The following is a 14,552-nucleotide window of genomic DNA, read 5'->3' on the forward strand; positions in this document are numbered from 1 at the left end:
TCAAAAAGCAAACGCAATAATGATATTAAAAATTGGTATCGACAAATGAAAAAATAAATGGAATACAGTTTTATACATATTGTAGATCAATTGGCTTATGGATGGCGCGACTTAATGGAGTTAAGCGTTAGCTAGGAAGCAATTTAAATCCTCTTTAAAGACAAAAGGGGATTTATTTTTTTATGTCTATTTAAGATAGGGGTTTATAGCGATGGTTATAGTAACATGTTAACTTATTGAATGTGACAACCCGTCAATGATATTTATTTTAATAAAAATAAATATTGTTTTGATAAATAGATAAAGAATGTGGTGGTTTTATGATCCCTTATCAATCAACTTTGACGTTTTGGTTTGAAGAATGCACTCCAGAGCAATGGTTTAAAAAAGATCTGCAGTTTGATAAAGAAATAAATCGTAGATTTGGTGAGCTATGTTTAAGCGCAAGTCGTGGTGAACTTGCATCATGGCGTGAAACGATAGAAGGGCGCTTAGCGGAAATTATTATTCTTGACCAATTTTCTCGTAATATTTGGCGTGATACACCAAAAGCCTTTGCACAAGATAATATGGCGCTAATTTTAGCACAAGAAGCCATTCGTTTACCTGAATATCTGACGTTAACACCCGTTAAACGTAAATTTATGATAATGCCATTTATGCATTCAGAATCACGTAAAATACACCAAGATGCGGTTGTATTATTTTCTCAGCTTAATGATGAAAATACGTATCAATATGAACTAAGACACAAAGAAATTATTGATAAATATGGTCGTTATCCTCATCGTAATGAAATCTTAGGCCGGACATCTACGCCAGAAGAATTAGCCTTTTTACAACAACCGGGCTCTTCATTCTAAAAAAATGCATACCTAAAAAGGTATGCATTTTATTTTGTTACTTATAGATTAATATGTAAGTAAATCAAGATTACATCGTAATATGCCATAAGTTATAGAAGGCGATACGGCCTGATAACTCGGCAATAATGACCGCTGCAGCACAAGTTACCAGCGTCATTTTTGATGCTTGAGCTTTTACAGCAGTAAATCCAACGATCACCACGCCTAATGCTAATACTGCTAATTGGAATCCCCAAAATAGTGATTGATCCGCGCTAAGCTCGGGGCCGGTAAAGCCTAAGAAGCTAACATAGCCGGAGCGTGTAGCAAAAGTAATAATGGCACCGATAATAAAGGACAATGCGCCTAAACGTCTTGCGCCTGTTGCCATTGCCAGTACGCCACCACCCACTAAGAGGGTCATCCAAAATTGCAGTGTAGTGTAATCAGTATTCCAGTTAGCAATTGTTGGAATATGATAAACTTGCGGAATTGACCAAACGAATGCTAGACCAAAAACAACAGTAAACAGATTACAAATTTCACGTAATCCTTTCCATTTTTTCATTATAGTGAGTGCAACAGTGACAAAAGCAAAACCTGTAAACACACCACTTAGGAACGCTTCGTTACTCATTGGAGAACGGCCAACGCCTAATAGCATATTGAAAAAACGCAGTGGCTGACCCACGTGTAATCCACCAATGCCTAAACCCACCAGCATTAGTATCAGCGCGAGGATATTGGCATTACGTAGTTGGTTCTCATCAATTTGACCTAATTTTTTACTGATATAAGCAATAAGAAACAGGCCTGCTGCTGAAGAACCTAAAACAGTAAAAAAGACTAGAGGAAGTTCATGCATGGTTTATACCTCCGCCGCATTTTGAACTGAGCCAGTTTTATCACCAGAAGGTTTTGCTTCTTTGTGAGCTTTGATAACGATATTGGGATTGGTCAGGCTAGGATCAGGCATAGGTGCGATACCACACTCAGTGCCGTGTTTTGCTCTGATCACTTCAATATCATCAAAATCCAATGCACGTTGAGGACATGATTCAACACAGACCGGTTTCATGCCTTGTGCTACACGTTCGTAGCAACCATCACATTTAGACATGAGTTTTTTCTTCTCATCGAATTGTGGTGCACCATAAGGACAACGCAATTCACAATAACGGCAACCAACACAAACATCTTGGTTAACAACCACTAAACCATCTTCTTCACGTTTGTGCATGGCCCCTGTTGGGCAACCTGCTACACAAGTTGGATTAGAACAATGGTTACAAGAAATGGATAAATAGTAACTATAGATATTTTGTGTCCAGATCCCGTCTTGTTTCGCCCAGCTACCACCGCCATATTCATAAACACGACGGAATTTAGGGCCTAAATCTAAATCTTTTTCATCCTTGCAACTGACTTGACATGTTTTACAGCCAGTGCATTTTGTGGAGTCAAAATAAAAACCATATTGCTTCATGAGTTAACTCCTTATGCACGTTTCACTTCAACAAGGTTTGTATGTTGTGGATTTCCTTTAGCAAACGGCGATGGGTGCCAGCTTGTTAATGTATTAATACATCCACCGGTATCTACACCTGTTGTATCAAGTGAACGCCATGCACCTTGCGGTACTGCAATCACACCAGGTAATACACGATCAGTCACTTTGACAAGAATATTTAGGCGACCACGTTCGTTATAAATTTCAGCGATATCGCCTGATTTTAACCCACGTTCTTGTGCATCAATTGGATTTAACCAGAATTGATGAGGGATAGCTTCACGTAGCATAGCAACGTTATAATAGCTTGAGTGAACGTGACCTTTATCGTGGAAACCTGTCATTTGCAGAGGGAATTTGGTTTTAAGCTTAAGGTTTTCAACGCCTTCTTCATTCTTACAATATTCTGGGATCGCAGGAATACGGTCACCTTCAGGTAAAATCCAGCCTTCGGTATCTTGCATTAATTTTTCAGAATAAATTTCAATCTTGCCTGACGCTGTTTTTAATGGATTAGCGATAGGATCTTGACGGAATGCTTCAAGTGCAACGTATTGATTACGATTTGGTAATTTACGATCGATAATCCCCATATCATTGGTTTCTGCAAAGGTAGGTAATGCAGGGTTTTTCTCTCGCATTTGGTTATAACAATACTCAATCCACTCTTCGTAAGTCCGACCTTCTGTAAATTGCGCTTTGGTACCCATTTTTTCTGCGATATCGGTTAAGACATCATAGCAAGGGCGGTTTTCCCAAAGTGGTTTAATCGCATTTTGTAAGCGGACAACATAGTGGTAAGCGCCACTGGCGTAAGAGTTATTGATAAGGTCGTTGGTTTCAACTGTTGTGACATCTGGCAGTAAAATATCCGCATATTTTGCAGAAGGTGTCATGTGGTTATCCCACACTAAAATAAACTCACATTTTGATTCATCTTGCAGTAAATCATGGGTTTTATTCAGGTCAGCGTGTTGGTTACCAATCACGTTACTGGAATAACACCACATAAATTTAATGCCAGTATCGAGTTTATCTTTATTTCTGACACCTGCATTTTTGCTGGTTAATTCTTCACCACGCGCAATGGCTTCAGACCACATGAAAGTGGGGATCAGTGTTTTTACAGGATTAGGTAGAGCGAAGCTTGCAACAGGATAAGCCACGTTCCCACCCCAACAGCCGGTATTTGTACCAGGACGACCGATATGACCTGACATTAATGGTAACATCATAATCGCACGGCAGGCTTGCTCACCATTTGAAGTACGTTGGATCCCCCAGCCTTGAGATATCCACGCAGCTCTTGCGCCTCCAATTTCACGTGCTAATTGGATAATACGTGCAACAGAAATACCCGTTAATTTACTTGCCCATTCTGGGGTTTTTGCAATGCCATCAGGACCATTACCCAAAATGTAATCTTTATAAGAGCCATTTTCAGGTGCTGATGCAGGGAGTGTTTGTTTATCCCAACCAACGCAATATTCACGTAAGAAGTCTTCATCGGTGATACCTTCTTGGATCATCACATAGCCTAATGCAGCGACTAATGCCGCATCAGTACCAGGATAAATAGGGATCCATTCGGCACCCAGTGTTGTCACACTGTCAGTGCGACGAGGGTCGATGATGATAACTTTACTTTTGCTCTTATCTAACGCATTTAGCGTTTCATAGAACTGGCCACCACCGGACATACGTGTTTCAGCAAGGTTATGACCAAACATCACAACGAGATCTGAATTCTCAATTTCTGTTAACAGCGATTCCAGCATATCGCCATAAACGTAAGGGACGATACCTGTTAATTGAGAGTAAGAATAAGTACCGTAGTCACTTAAAAAACCACCTACAGTGCTTAATAAACGTTTACATGCGGTTCTGCCGTGTAAGTTTGCACCAGTAGAGCCTGTACCGTACTGGTAATAAATTGCTTCATTACCATACTTTTCAATGGTGTATTTTAATTTTTCGGCGATGATTGATGTTGCTTCATCCCAAGAAATACGTTCAAATTTACCTTCACCTCGTTTACCCACACGCTTCATTGGGTATTTTAAACGGTCTGGGTTATACGTTTTCCAACGTACAGAACGACCACGTAGACATGGGCGAATTTGGTGAAGACCAAATGTTGAATCGTCATACATAGTTTCATTAGAAATTCGACGAATAACGCCATCTTTCACATGAACTTTTAATGGGCAACGGCTACCACAGTTCACTAAGCATGCACTGTATTTGATAGTTTCTGAAGTCTCATCAGGACGAATACCCTGGGGGGTTTGAGCATGAGCAGCGAATGGTAATGAAACCGTTCCTGCAACGGCTGCAGCACCAGAAAGAACGGCTGCAGACTGAATGAATCCACGCCGACTCATTTCAGTAATAGAAGTGTTATTTTTAATTTTTGACATTGACATTACCCTAACATTTTTCACAACAAGTAAAGTTGTATATCTATGTTAAGTTATAACCCTTCTACCTATAATGATTTATATCAATATAAAAAATGTTAATAACGTTATCTAAAAAAATAATTATTAAACAAATGGTTACATTTTTTGATAAATACCACTTTAGTGGTAAATAAAATATCAAACAAATAGGACTTAGCAATTAATCGGAATATAAAAAATAACATATCGTTTTAAGGTGATTACCAATAAAACAAGATTGTTAATATGATAACAAAATAAAAAGTTGAAAATATTTGTTAATACAAAAAGCCAAAAGGAGAATGTATCTCCTTTATGACTTTAGATAAAAATAATTTATTGCAGGTTATTTTCTACAGGTAATCTGAGTGCTCTTACATCATTTCCTGTTGGCGATTGATGCACTCTTAAACCAAATTGAGGCAAAATAGCAAAAATATGATCAAAAATATCTGATTGGATTGCTTCGTATTGTACCCAAACCGTTGTGTTGGTAAACGCATAAATCTCAATGGGAAGGCCATCAGACGTTGGTGCTAACTGTCTTACCATAATTGTCATTTGTTTATGTACATTGGGATGATTTTTTAAATAAGCTTCAACATAAGCACGAAAAGTACCAATATTAGTCATGGCGCGCTGGTTCAATGGGACTTGACTTTCATTGCCTAACGCCGCGTTAAAGTCATTAATTTCACTTTCTTTATTTTTGATATAAGGTGCCAGCAGATGTGCTTTTTCTAAATCATCGATTTGCTTTTTATCTAAAAAATGAATGCTATTGATATCAAGTGAGAGGCTCCGTTTAATACGGCGCCCTCCTGATTTTGTCATTGCTTGCCAGTTTTTAAACGAATCTGAAATAAGTGAATAAGTTGGGATGGTGGTAACGGTGTTATCCCAATTACGAACTTTAACAGTAGTTAAACTAATATCAATAACTGCACCATCAGCGCCATATTTAGGCATCTCTAACCAATCACCTAGGCTTATCATGTTGTTTGCGGATAACTGAATACCAGCCACCAATCCCATAATGGGATCTTTAAACACCAACATTAATACGGCTGTCATTGCCCCTAAACCACTGAGTAAAATTAGGGGGGATTTGCCTATTAGCAGGGAAATAATCATTATCCCAATTAGGACAGAAGCAGCAAGTTTTAAACTTTGAAAAATACCTTTTAATGGTAATCGGCCAAAAGAGGACGAATTTCTCATAATCTGCATGCAAAGATCCATAATAGAGAAAAGCATCAATAAGCCGAAAATTAAACACCAAACTTGAGCACTGGTGGTAAGAATTTCTTGTGTTTTACCTGCGCCCATCCAAACAAGTGCTTGAATATTAACAACGATACCTTGGATTAAAAAAGCAAAACGACTAAATAATTTGTTTATTTCTAACGAAAGTTGCCATTTTTGATCATATTGACTGACGGCTTTTGAAATTCGAGGTAAGACTAATTTGTGCAAAATAAAATGAAGAACAAGGGCGACAAGGAAAATAATAGCCAAAACAAGTAATAGAGAAGCGATTTGAGCGTATTCCTCATTGAATTGACGTATCCATGTAAGCAGTTGCTGCTGCATAAAATATCCTCATAATTAATATGTGTTGTGCATTAAGAGTACAGAAAAGAGATCTTAGTTCAAGGAGGTGAATTTTTTGTTACGAAAGATGCGCGGAAGAGTGAGGTCAGAAAAAAGAAGTGTATTGAATAAAAGCCAGAAATAGTCTTTTTGCGATGAGGGTGCTACTTCTGGCTTTTCTATTTTTATTTTAAATTAAATGCTTAAAGCAAGCGAGTTGATGATAATTGTACAACAACTTGGTGCAAGTGAGTAATAAAAGAAGTCATTGATTTCATATTAAGTATCCTATTAATAAAATGTGATTTGTGTCACAAATATTTTCTAAGATTGATTTTAATCACATTCTCATAACAGTCAATAGCTTTATGCAAAAATATTTTAAATTTTAAATTATTTTTTATATCAAACGCATTTTTTGTCTATCTAATCGTTGCTATCTTACTCGTAAATTTCTTTATCTTATTGTTTATTAATTGTTTTTATTTTCGTTTGTTAATAATGCTCAGTTGACTTTTTTCTATTGTGATTTTCACTGAAATTTTTTGCTTTAAGCTCAAAATGGAATCGGAAAAAGAAAGGAAATCACTCAATGAATATCGAAACGAAAGAAGAGCGTTTGCAGAAAATATTACAAGGCGAGAAAGAAATTTTAGAGTTTCAACCTCCTGCCTATAGTACTCAGGCTCAAGCCGTTATTGACGCAGATGTGAAGATTGAATTTAATCAGGTCAAAGAATCCCCTGATGAAGTTGATAATGAAGTAAAAATGAATCGAGTCATCAAATATGAAGTTATTGTAACGGGGATCAATTTACGTTTGGCAGAATGGCGTACCAGCCCTAAAGGAATTTTAATTTTGCCTAATAATAAAGATGTCTACATTACGATTGTTGATAACAATAAAACAGAGATCTCTTTAACAGGAAATCGTAATGGGGTGGCGTCATTACAATTGATACTAAAAGATGAAGATGACGAAAGTATCGTGTATTACGCAACGCCAATACAAATTCGTGTTACGCCTCCAAAGCCTAATCCTAGTACTGATTGTACTGCGACTAACTGTGAGCAATTTGATGATTTATTGACGATACGCTCGGAGTCTATGCAGTGGCCAAGTAAATGGGAAAGCGTGTCTAAAAGCTTTGTTGTTCATTTACAAGATCATGAGGGGGAAGATGTATCAAATAAAGAAGTTAAATTAGTCTACGATGTTGATAATAGTACACTTGGCGTTGAACCCGAAATTTATAATGCTGATGGCGAGAAGATAAATATAGGGAAAACAAATAAATATGGTATCGCGAATTTTAAAGTTAAATTTAAAAAGAGTGAGCCAAAACAAATTGCTATTTTTCATGCTGAATCTGAAAATAGTGAAGATCCCACTAAGCCAGTGAAATCAAGAGATTATTATGTTGAAATCACAACGGAGAAGCTCCCCTCTCCGAAAGTACCAGCAACATTAAATGGGATTTTAAGTTATCACAGTGAAAATTATTGTGTGAATGCCAATCTTATTTTAGGACGAGATATTAGTGAAAGTACTCAAGTTGGTTTTTATTTTAATGACCAATTAAAAATGTTGCCTTGTACTGATAAATCCGCGGTTTCTGTTAGATTGGAAAATCAAGCATTAACAAATGGTATTCATTACATCTCTTTCTTTACCGTTGATATATTCGATAATATCTGTTTTTCTCGCCGAGAGCGTATTATTGTTGATAATTCTTTGACAGGAGAGTGTAGTAAGCAAATTAAAAATATTGCGCCTAAACCTTGCATTAGTGTCACTATTCCACAAATTTGCGATCGTTATTTTAACTCTGTCAATATTAGGCTTGTACCTTCTTTATGCTTACAAATTAAAAATCGTGTTGCAAAAATGCATATCCAAAAAATGGTTATCATTTTTAATGGTTATTCTAAAGTGAATGGCAGTGAAAGAACGTTAGTGTATCGTTCTACACTTGAAATCTATGCAGATGATCCTCGTTTAGGTAACTTCTTACATGATACAACACCAAATAATGAACCTATAAATATGGTTGAAATATTAGAGCCTGCATTAGAAAGTATTTTGGCTGATGCACTACCGAATATTGAAGTCGGACAATTAGGTATCCAAGTGATGATATTTGAAAATACAGGGAATTGTTATCTTTGTGGGGAAAATATGTATACGGTATCTCTGCGCTTACCTTGTGCTTAAGACCTCTGTTTAACAGAAAGAATAGTCTTCCTGCTCAAGAGCCACATGATGTGGCTCTTCATTTCGATAAAACAAATAAGAATATTATTACCGTATAGTTAAATTAGCGTGTCATTCTTTTTATTGCACTCGTTATCGATAATATGGTGATAGAGCTTAAAATCAGTTGTATACCAATCAATGCCATAACTAATGCTATTGAGGTTTCAGGACCGAAAGCAAATAAGAAATAAGCAATCACTAAATCCAAAAATCCCGCCAAGATATTAAACCAGCCATAAAAGTTATCTTTGATTTGTTTGAAACCAATATTTAGACGTAATATCCCTGCAAAAATAAAGAGAAAGCCGATAAAAAAAGCGAGGCTAAGCATACCGTTTAGTGGGTCAGTAATAAAAATATAGCCAAGTAAAAGATAAATAAAACCAGCTAATAACGTAATGAGCATTGACCAACCTGAAGAAACTTGGGAATTGAACCCGCCAATAATACTGGATATTGCACAGGCAAAGAAAACGACACCCAGTAATATACTGATAACAACACCAGAAGAGAGAGGGTTAATAATACAGATAAAACCTGCAATGAAGCCTAATGTGGCAATAATATTCATTAAGGTACATTGCTTTTTAACCAGTTTCTCTGTTAGCTGAGATAAATTATTCTTATTAATATCTAACATAGTAACCTCTTTATCCTTAATATATGGAACATAAGTTAAATTATAGCAATTTTTGCTTATATAACATGACTTCTTTAAATAAAACTATAATTAAAAAGGAGTAGAGAAGGTGAGTAATCACTTTTGAAATGTAAAGTTGAAGGAGTAAGGTAGTGAGCTAAGATTAAATGTTAATAAAAGTTATAACGGAGGTAAAATGTCTGATATTGTGTATTTAAATAATCAGTTTGTACCTAAAGAACAGGCTAAAATATCTGTTTTTGACCGTGGTTTTTTATTTGCAGACGCGGTTTATGAAGTTACCGCAGTGATTGATAGTCACCTCATTGACTTCGAAGGGCATTTTCAACGTTTACAGCGTTCGTGCAAAGAATTAGGATTATCCCTTCCTATAACGAAAGCGCAGTTAATTAATGTTCATCAGCGACTTATTAAAAATAACCATCTTCATGAAGGGCTTATTTATTTACAAATAACCCGAGGTACTGATTCATCTCGCTTTTTTGATTTTCCTGCTTCATCAATTCCTTCCACAATAGTTGCTTTTGTTCAGCACTCCACCATAATTAATCACCCTAATGCAAAAAAAGGTATTTCGGTGATCAGTGTTGATGATATTCGTTGGCAGCGTTGTGATATTAAAACAGTGTCATTATTAGCTGCGTGTTTAGCAAAACACCATGCTCATCAACAAGGCGCTGACGATGCTATTTTAATAAAAGACGGTTATATCACTGAAGGAAGCTCAAGTAATTTCTTTATTATCAATTATGATAATGAAATTATTACTCGTCCATTGAGTCAATGTATTTTGCCTGGTATTACGCGTCAGGCTATTATTCAATTAGCGCAAGAGAAAGGCCTTAAAGTTATTGAGCGTTTATTTACACTTGATGAAGTGAAAAATGCAAATGAAGCTTTTATTAGTTCAGCAACCACATTGATTTGGCCAGTAACCTCAGTAGATAATGAGCTTATCAATCAGGGGAAAGTAGGGCCTTTATCGCAGCGTTTACGTCAAATTTACCTCGATAAAGCGATTCAGAAATAATGAGTTATTGGATAAAAAGGTACTTGTAAAAGTTATCGCACTGTTTTCTGATTTTTATTGCAATATAACAGTGCGATAAATTTATTATTTCGTGAGGTTAATTATGATGTTCAATAATCATTACTGCAGTTGTATCTGGCTCTAATGCCCGCAATACATGAGTAACATCTCCGGGATAGCAAATATAATCTCCGGGTTGCAATTCTTGTTGATTATCTAGCGTTCCTACTATTGCACTACCACTGATTATAATAATATGTTCAGTCACATTTTTACTGTGGGGATCTGACACTCTGTCTTTTCCTGGTTGAGCAATCACTGTGTATATATCGCGTTTTGCCCCCACAGGACAGGAAGACAGTAAAAAAGCATGATAATACGCTTTCTCTGCACTAATTTTAAAACCATCACCTTTGCGAATAACTTTAACTTCAGATTGTGGTGCTGAAATAAGTTGAGAAAAGGGAATATTTAATGCAACACAAATCGCCCAGAGTGTTTCAATACTTGGGTTTCCTTGGCCCGCTTCTAATTGAGATAATGTGGATTTTGCAATACCTGCTCGTCTTGCAATTTCAGCAAGCGAAAGGCCCGCTTTTTTTCTCTCTCGAGCTAGAGCCTGAGAAATAATTTCAATAGGCGCACAAGGCGATGACATCATAGCTTCCTTTAAAATCATCTTGCAAAAAAATATATCGTTCAACATAATGAACGATATGTTCAATAAAAAATACGATATTCTATGCAAATTAACAGTCGCCTTGATAATAACGTACTTAGAGACATTCTGCTTGTTTCATTAGCCGATGGCATTGTAGGTATTTCTTATGGTGCTTTAGCTCATACTCAAGGGTTTGATTTTTGGGTGCCATTGGTGCTATCCATTTTTGTTTTAGCTGGCGCTTCTGAGTTTCTTTTTATTGGTGTTGTGGCGATGGGAGGAAGTGCAATTTATGCAGCACTTGCTGGGTTAATGGTCAATGCGCGACATATTCCATTTAGTATGGCGGTAAAAGATTTACCCGGAAAAGGGCTTAAGTCATTACTAGGTTTTCATATATTAAATGATGAAAGTGTTGTATTTGGTTTATCTCAACGAACGGCAGAGCAAAATAAACGCGCATTTTGGGCGTGTGGATTGAGTATTTTTCTGGTTTGGCCTTTAGGAACCATGCTTGGTGTTTACTTAGGGTCATTTATTGTAGATATAAAGATGTTAGGGCTAGATGCGATGTTTCCAGCCATCATTCTCGCATTAAGTCTACCAGCATTAAAAAATAAACTAACACGCCATGCAGCAATAATAGGAAGCATTATTGCACTCGCAACCACATTATTCCTCCCTGTTGGGATCCCCGTTTTATTATCGCTATTAGGCGTGTTATTTGTGTTAAGGAGAATATAATGTCCACAGCATCTATTATTACAGGAGTTATTATTCTCGCGGTTGGCACATATGCTATGCGTCTTTCTGGAATATTACTTAACAGTAAATCGGGAGTTTCTCCTCGCGTAAAAGAGATACTTTCATTATCGGCCATTGTTATTTTATTCTCAGTTGCAATGACTTCGACATTTTTTGATGGTAATCAACTCGCTGATATATCAAAAATTATTGGTGTCGGTGTGGCAGGTGTTCTCACTTGGAAAAAAAAGCCATTTATTATGATTGTACTAAGCGCTGCAATAGTGACAGCAGGGTTACGTTGGTTAATACGTCTTTGGGGATAAATTTATTATTAACGTTATGGTAATCAAAAAAGGAGGTATTTATACCTCCTTTTTAATAGATTTTATTCGTTAATGGATGATTAATCATTTTCTGATGATTGGGGTTCTCGTGGTAGCGCAATAATAAAACCGATCCCCTTATTATTAATCCCTTCAGTTACGATTAATGATGCTTGAATTTTATTTGCGAGATTAAGAGCAATAGATAAACCTAAGCCACTACCTGTTTCATTAGATCCAGGTACACGATAAAAACGAGAAAAGAGGGCATTAATATGTTCTTTTGCCACCCCAGGTCCATTATCACGCACAATAACGTTAACCCCTTCAGCATATTTATTTTCAATAGTGATCTCTACTTGGCTACCTTTAGGGCAATATTTAATAGCATTATCAAGTAGATTATTAAAAATAGAGAGTAACGCCTGTTTATCTGTTTTAAGCGTTAAAGACTGCCCCTCATTTAGTGATAATTCGATATTTTTAGTAATTGCGTATGGGACACGTTGCGCTATTGCATTACCAATGACATTATAGATATCAAGTGTTTCTATTTTAAGAGGAAAATCATCACATTCTAATCGCGCTAAATCAATTAATTGATGAGAAAGGGCTGCTGCTCTATCAAGCGATTGTTTCATATCATCAATAATTTCTTCACGCTCTTGTTGATCATCAACTAAAGAGAGTAAATGTAGTTGGGCAATAACGGCTGCGATAGGTGTTCTTAATTCATGAGCCGCATCAGCCATAAATTGTTTTTCACGAATATTAGCTGTATCAATTCTTGCCATTAATTGGTTTAATTCTTTAAAGATTGGACGTATTTCTTTAAATTGCTGACTGACATTAATAGGGGTTAAGTTACGAGGTCTGCGATTAGAAATAAGTTCTGCGGCTTGTCTTAATGGACGTAAACTAAAATAAGCGGTAATTAAAATGGCCAAAATAACCGTTGCAAGTATAAATAAAAAAGGTACAAATGTTCCTTCAACCGGATTACCAATAACATGACCTCTATCTTCAACGGATTCACCGATAAACACTTTTATTTTATGTTTGTCTCCCCAGCTAAAAGAGAGTATCCATTTTTCTCCTGCGACAGAAACTTTTTCTGATGCTAATGAAAGGACTCTTGTAGGGATGGGTAATTCAGGGCGATTAGTATAAATTAGGGTATTATTTTCATCTAAGGCGATAAACCAAGGTAAATATTGTAATTCATCATCTTCACCATTAAGCATAGCGTCGATATACATACCTTGTAAGTTATGTGCGATTTCTTTGAGCACTTCAGGTTGGTCAGCAACAATTTCTAGGGTATTAGCAAAACCTTTAGCGATAATTTCTTGCTGTTTATTATAAATATTTTCGAATTCAGCAAGATAATCAAATTGTATCCACGCTAACCATACTCCCCAGAGCATAACAATAGAGATAATCTGAAGAACAATAGTGTAAATAAAGAAAGAACGGATCTTCATTTAGTTAGCTTCTTTTTTTAATAAATAACCCACACCACGTACGGTGATAATACGTTCTTTTCCTATTTTTCTGCGTAAATTATGCATGTGGACTTCGAGGGAATTACTTTCAATTTTATCGTCTAAACCAAATAAGCGTTGCTCTAACTCTGATTTACGCACCACGTTGTCAGTATTACGCATTAATTCATATAACAATTGATATTCTTTACCTGATAATAAAAGAAGCTCGTCATTTAAGGTTACTTGGTGGTTTGCTGGATTAAGCTGTAAATCACCAATAGACCATATTTGTGATGAAAAACCCGCCATTCTACGGCTAACTGCTTTTACGCGAGAAATAAGTTCTGGCATAGCAAAAGGCTTCGGTAAAAAATCATCAGCTCCAGAATCTAATGTTTGTACTAAATTGTCGATTTGAGTACGGGCCGTTAAAATGATAATTGGGATTTTTTCACCATTTTTTCTAAGTGAAATAAGTTCATCTTGTCCGTCACCATCAGGTAGACCCAAATCTAATAACATTAAATCAAAAGGGCGCTGGCTCAGTTGAACACGGGCATCAGCAAGTAATCTAACCCAGCATGGATGAAAACCAGCAATTTCAAGCCCACGACAAAGTGCTTTACCGAGTTGTAAATCGTCTTCAACCAACAAAATATTCATAATAATACCTATCTAAAATCGTCTTAAGAAAGTATAAGAGCCAAACAAAAATTGAGCAATATAATAAAATGTAAAGTCAAGTTTGATTAATGAACTCTTAATGTAAGATAAAATTTTATTTAATATGTTTTTTTACTAAAAATAAATGATTTTAAAAAGAAAGTATTATTATGAATCACTTTATTAAGGTAACTATTGTTCTACTTTGTTATTCCAAGGAATTTAATGTTAAATTTAAAAGATGAGCTAAGATAGAATTGTTTTTATTAATTCATTTTAACTAATATATTTTTCACGCTATTATGCTACGCTAACGTAAATGATTCATCTAAGA

Annotated in this window: 13 protein-coding genes; 5 read left to right on the forward strand and 8 right to left on the reverse strand. The window is 36.0% G+C overall.

Features of this window, described 5'->3' with window-relative positions; all coding sequences use genetic code 11:
• Positions 1-320 precede the first annotated feature (320 nt).
• Positions 321-863: a DUF924 family protein gene (locus GWJ05_RS12035; RefSeq protein ID WP_036935636.1), complete on the forward strand. Its 543-nt coding sequence runs from the start codon at positions 321-323 to the stop codon at positions 861-863.
• 70 nt (positions 864-933) lie between these two features.
• On the opposite strand, the gene GWJ05_RS12040 is transcribed toward GWJ05_RS12035, so the two are convergent.
• From GWJ05_RS12040 to GWJ05_RS12055, 4 genes are all read right to left on the reverse strand, one after another.
• Positions 934-1,710, reverse strand: a complete 777-nt coding sequence (locus tag GWJ05_RS12040; protein ID WP_036935637.1) for a dimethyl sulfoxide reductase anchor subunit family protein — start codon at positions 1,708-1,710, stop codon at positions 934-936.
• Positions 1,711-1,713: 3 nt separating this feature from the next.
• On the reverse strand, positions 1,714-2,331 hold the full coding sequence (locus GWJ05_RS12045; RefSeq protein WP_036935639.1) for a DMSO/selenate family reductase complex B subunit: 618 nt from the start codon (positions 2,329-2,331) through the stop codon (positions 1,714-1,716).
• Between the two features lie 11 nt (positions 2,332-2,342).
• A complete protein-coding gene (locus GWJ05_RS12050; RefSeq protein ID WP_087802128.1) occupies positions 2,343-4,775 on the reverse strand; it encodes a DMSO/selenate family reductase complex A subunit in 2,433 nt (810 codons plus the stop codon).
• 357 nt (positions 4,776-5,132) lie between these two features.
• Positions 5,133-6,389: a mechanosensitive ion channel family protein gene (locus tag GWJ05_RS12055; RefSeq protein ID WP_115370760.1), complete on the reverse strand. Its 1,257-nt coding sequence runs from the start codon at positions 6,387-6,389 to the stop codon at positions 5,133-5,135.
• A 592-nt stretch (positions 6,390-6,981) separates the two neighbouring features.
• Between GWJ05_RS12055 and GWJ05_RS12060 the strand changes: the two genes are divergently transcribed.
• Positions 6,982-8,604 carry a hypothetical protein gene (locus GWJ05_RS12060; protein ID WP_087802129.1) on the forward strand — a complete coding sequence of 541 codons (1,623 nt, stop codon included), beginning with the start codon at positions 6,982-6,984 and terminating at the stop codon, positions 8,602-8,604.
• 103 nt (positions 8,605-8,707) lie between these two features.
• Here the strand turns inward: GWJ05_RS12060 and GWJ05_RS12065 are convergent, their stop codons facing one another.
• Positions 8,708-9,286, reverse strand: coding sequence for an HdeD family acid-resistance protein (locus tag GWJ05_RS12065; RefSeq protein WP_036935648.1), 579 nt, complete (start codon positions 9,284-9,286; stop codon positions 8,708-8,710).
• 196 nt (positions 9,287-9,482) lie between these two features.
• Between GWJ05_RS12065 and GWJ05_RS12070 the strand changes: the two genes are divergently transcribed.
• Entirely contained in the window at positions 9,483-10,337 is an 855-nt protein-coding gene (locus tag GWJ05_RS12070) for a D-amino-acid transaminase (RefSeq protein WP_036935650.1), read from the forward strand.
• A 97-nt stretch (positions 10,338-10,434) separates the two neighbouring features.
• Here the strand turns inward: GWJ05_RS12070 and GWJ05_RS12075 are convergent, their stop codons facing one another.
• Positions 10,435-10,995, reverse strand: coding sequence for a helix-turn-helix domain-containing protein (locus GWJ05_RS12075; RefSeq protein WP_036935652.1), 561 nt, complete (start codon positions 10,993-10,995; stop codon positions 10,435-10,437).
• Positions 10,996-11,079: 84 nt separating this feature from the next.
• Here GWJ05_RS12075 and GWJ05_RS12080 point away from each other — a divergent pair, with 84 nt between their 5' ends.
• The gene (locus GWJ05_RS12080; protein ID WP_123822299.1) at positions 11,080-11,742 is read left to right on the forward strand and encodes an AzlC family ABC transporter permease; all 663 of its coding nucleotides are present in this window, start codon (positions 11,080-11,082) and stop codon (positions 11,740-11,742) included.
• Positions 11,739-12,068, forward strand: coding sequence for an AzlD domain-containing protein (locus GWJ05_RS12085; protein WP_082239453.1), 330 nt, complete (start codon positions 11,739-11,741; stop codon positions 12,066-12,068). The genes GWJ05_RS12080 and GWJ05_RS12085 overlap by 4 nt, the downstream gene beginning before the upstream one ends.
• A gap of 80 nt (positions 12,069-12,148) precedes the next feature.
• On the opposite strand, the gene GWJ05_RS12090 is transcribed toward GWJ05_RS12085, so the two are convergent.
• Positions 12,149-13,552: an ATP-binding protein gene (locus GWJ05_RS12090; RefSeq protein ID WP_036935658.1), complete on the reverse strand. Its 1,404-nt coding sequence runs from the start codon at positions 13,550-13,552 to the stop codon at positions 12,149-12,151.
• On the reverse strand, positions 13,553-14,218 hold the full coding sequence (locus tag GWJ05_RS12095; protein WP_036935660.1) for a response regulator: 666 nt from the start codon (positions 14,216-14,218) through the stop codon (positions 13,553-13,555).
• Positions 14,219-14,552 lie beyond the last annotated feature (334 nt).

It is taken from the genome of Proteus sp. G2626 (assembly GCF_009915985.1).
GTDB classification, from domain to species: Bacteria; Pseudomonadota; Gammaproteobacteria; order Enterobacterales; family Enterobacteriaceae; genus Proteus; species Proteus vulgaris.

What these genes read in the sequence shown, in the direction of transcription:
- GWJ05_RS12035 (WP_036935636.1), top strand. Translation starts at nt 321, where the DNA reads ATGATCCCTTATCAATCAACTTTGACGTTTTGGTTTGAAGAATGCACT.
- GWJ05_RS12040 (WP_036935637.1), bottom strand. Translation starts at nt 1,710, where the DNA reads ATGCATGAACTTCCTCTAGTCTTTTTTACTGTTTTAGGTTCTTCAGCA.
- GWJ05_RS12045 (WP_036935639.1), bottom strand. Translation starts at nt 2,331, where the DNA reads ATGAAGCAATATGGTTTTTATTTTGACTCCACAAAATGCACTGGCTGT.
- GWJ05_RS12050 (WP_087802128.1), bottom strand. Translation starts at nt 4,775, where the DNA reads ATGTCAAAAATTAAAAATAACACTTCTATTACTGAAATGAGTCGGCGT.
- GWJ05_RS12055 (WP_115370760.1), bottom strand. Translation starts at nt 6,389, where the DNA reads ATGCAGCAGCAACTGCTTACATGGATACGTCAATTCAATGAGGAATAC.
- GWJ05_RS12060 (WP_087802129.1), top strand. Translation starts at nt 6,982, where the DNA reads ATGAATATCGAAACGAAAGAAGAGCGTTTGCAGAAAATATTACAAGGC.
- GWJ05_RS12065 (WP_036935648.1), bottom strand. Translation starts at nt 9,286, where the DNA reads ATGTTAGATATTAATAAGAATAATTTATCTCAGCTAACAGAGAAACTG.
- GWJ05_RS12070 (WP_036935650.1), top strand. Translation starts at nt 9,483, where the DNA reads ATGTCTGATATTGTGTATTTAAATAATCAGTTTGTACCTAAAGAACAG.
- GWJ05_RS12075 (WP_036935652.1), bottom strand. Translation starts at nt 10,995, where the DNA reads ATGTCATCGCCTTGTGCGCCTATTGAAATTATTTCTCAGGCTCTAGCT.
- GWJ05_RS12080 (WP_123822299.1), top strand. Translation starts at nt 11,080, where the DNA reads ATGCAAATTAACAGTCGCCTTGATAATAACGTACTTAGAGACATTCTG.
- GWJ05_RS12090 (WP_036935658.1), bottom strand. Translation starts at nt 13,552, where the DNA reads ATGAAGATCCGTTCTTTCTTTATTTACACTATTGTTCTTCAGATTATC.
- GWJ05_RS12095 (WP_036935660.1), bottom strand. Translation starts at nt 14,218, where the DNA reads ATGAATATTTTGTTGGTTGAAGACGATTTACAACTCGGTAAAGCACTT.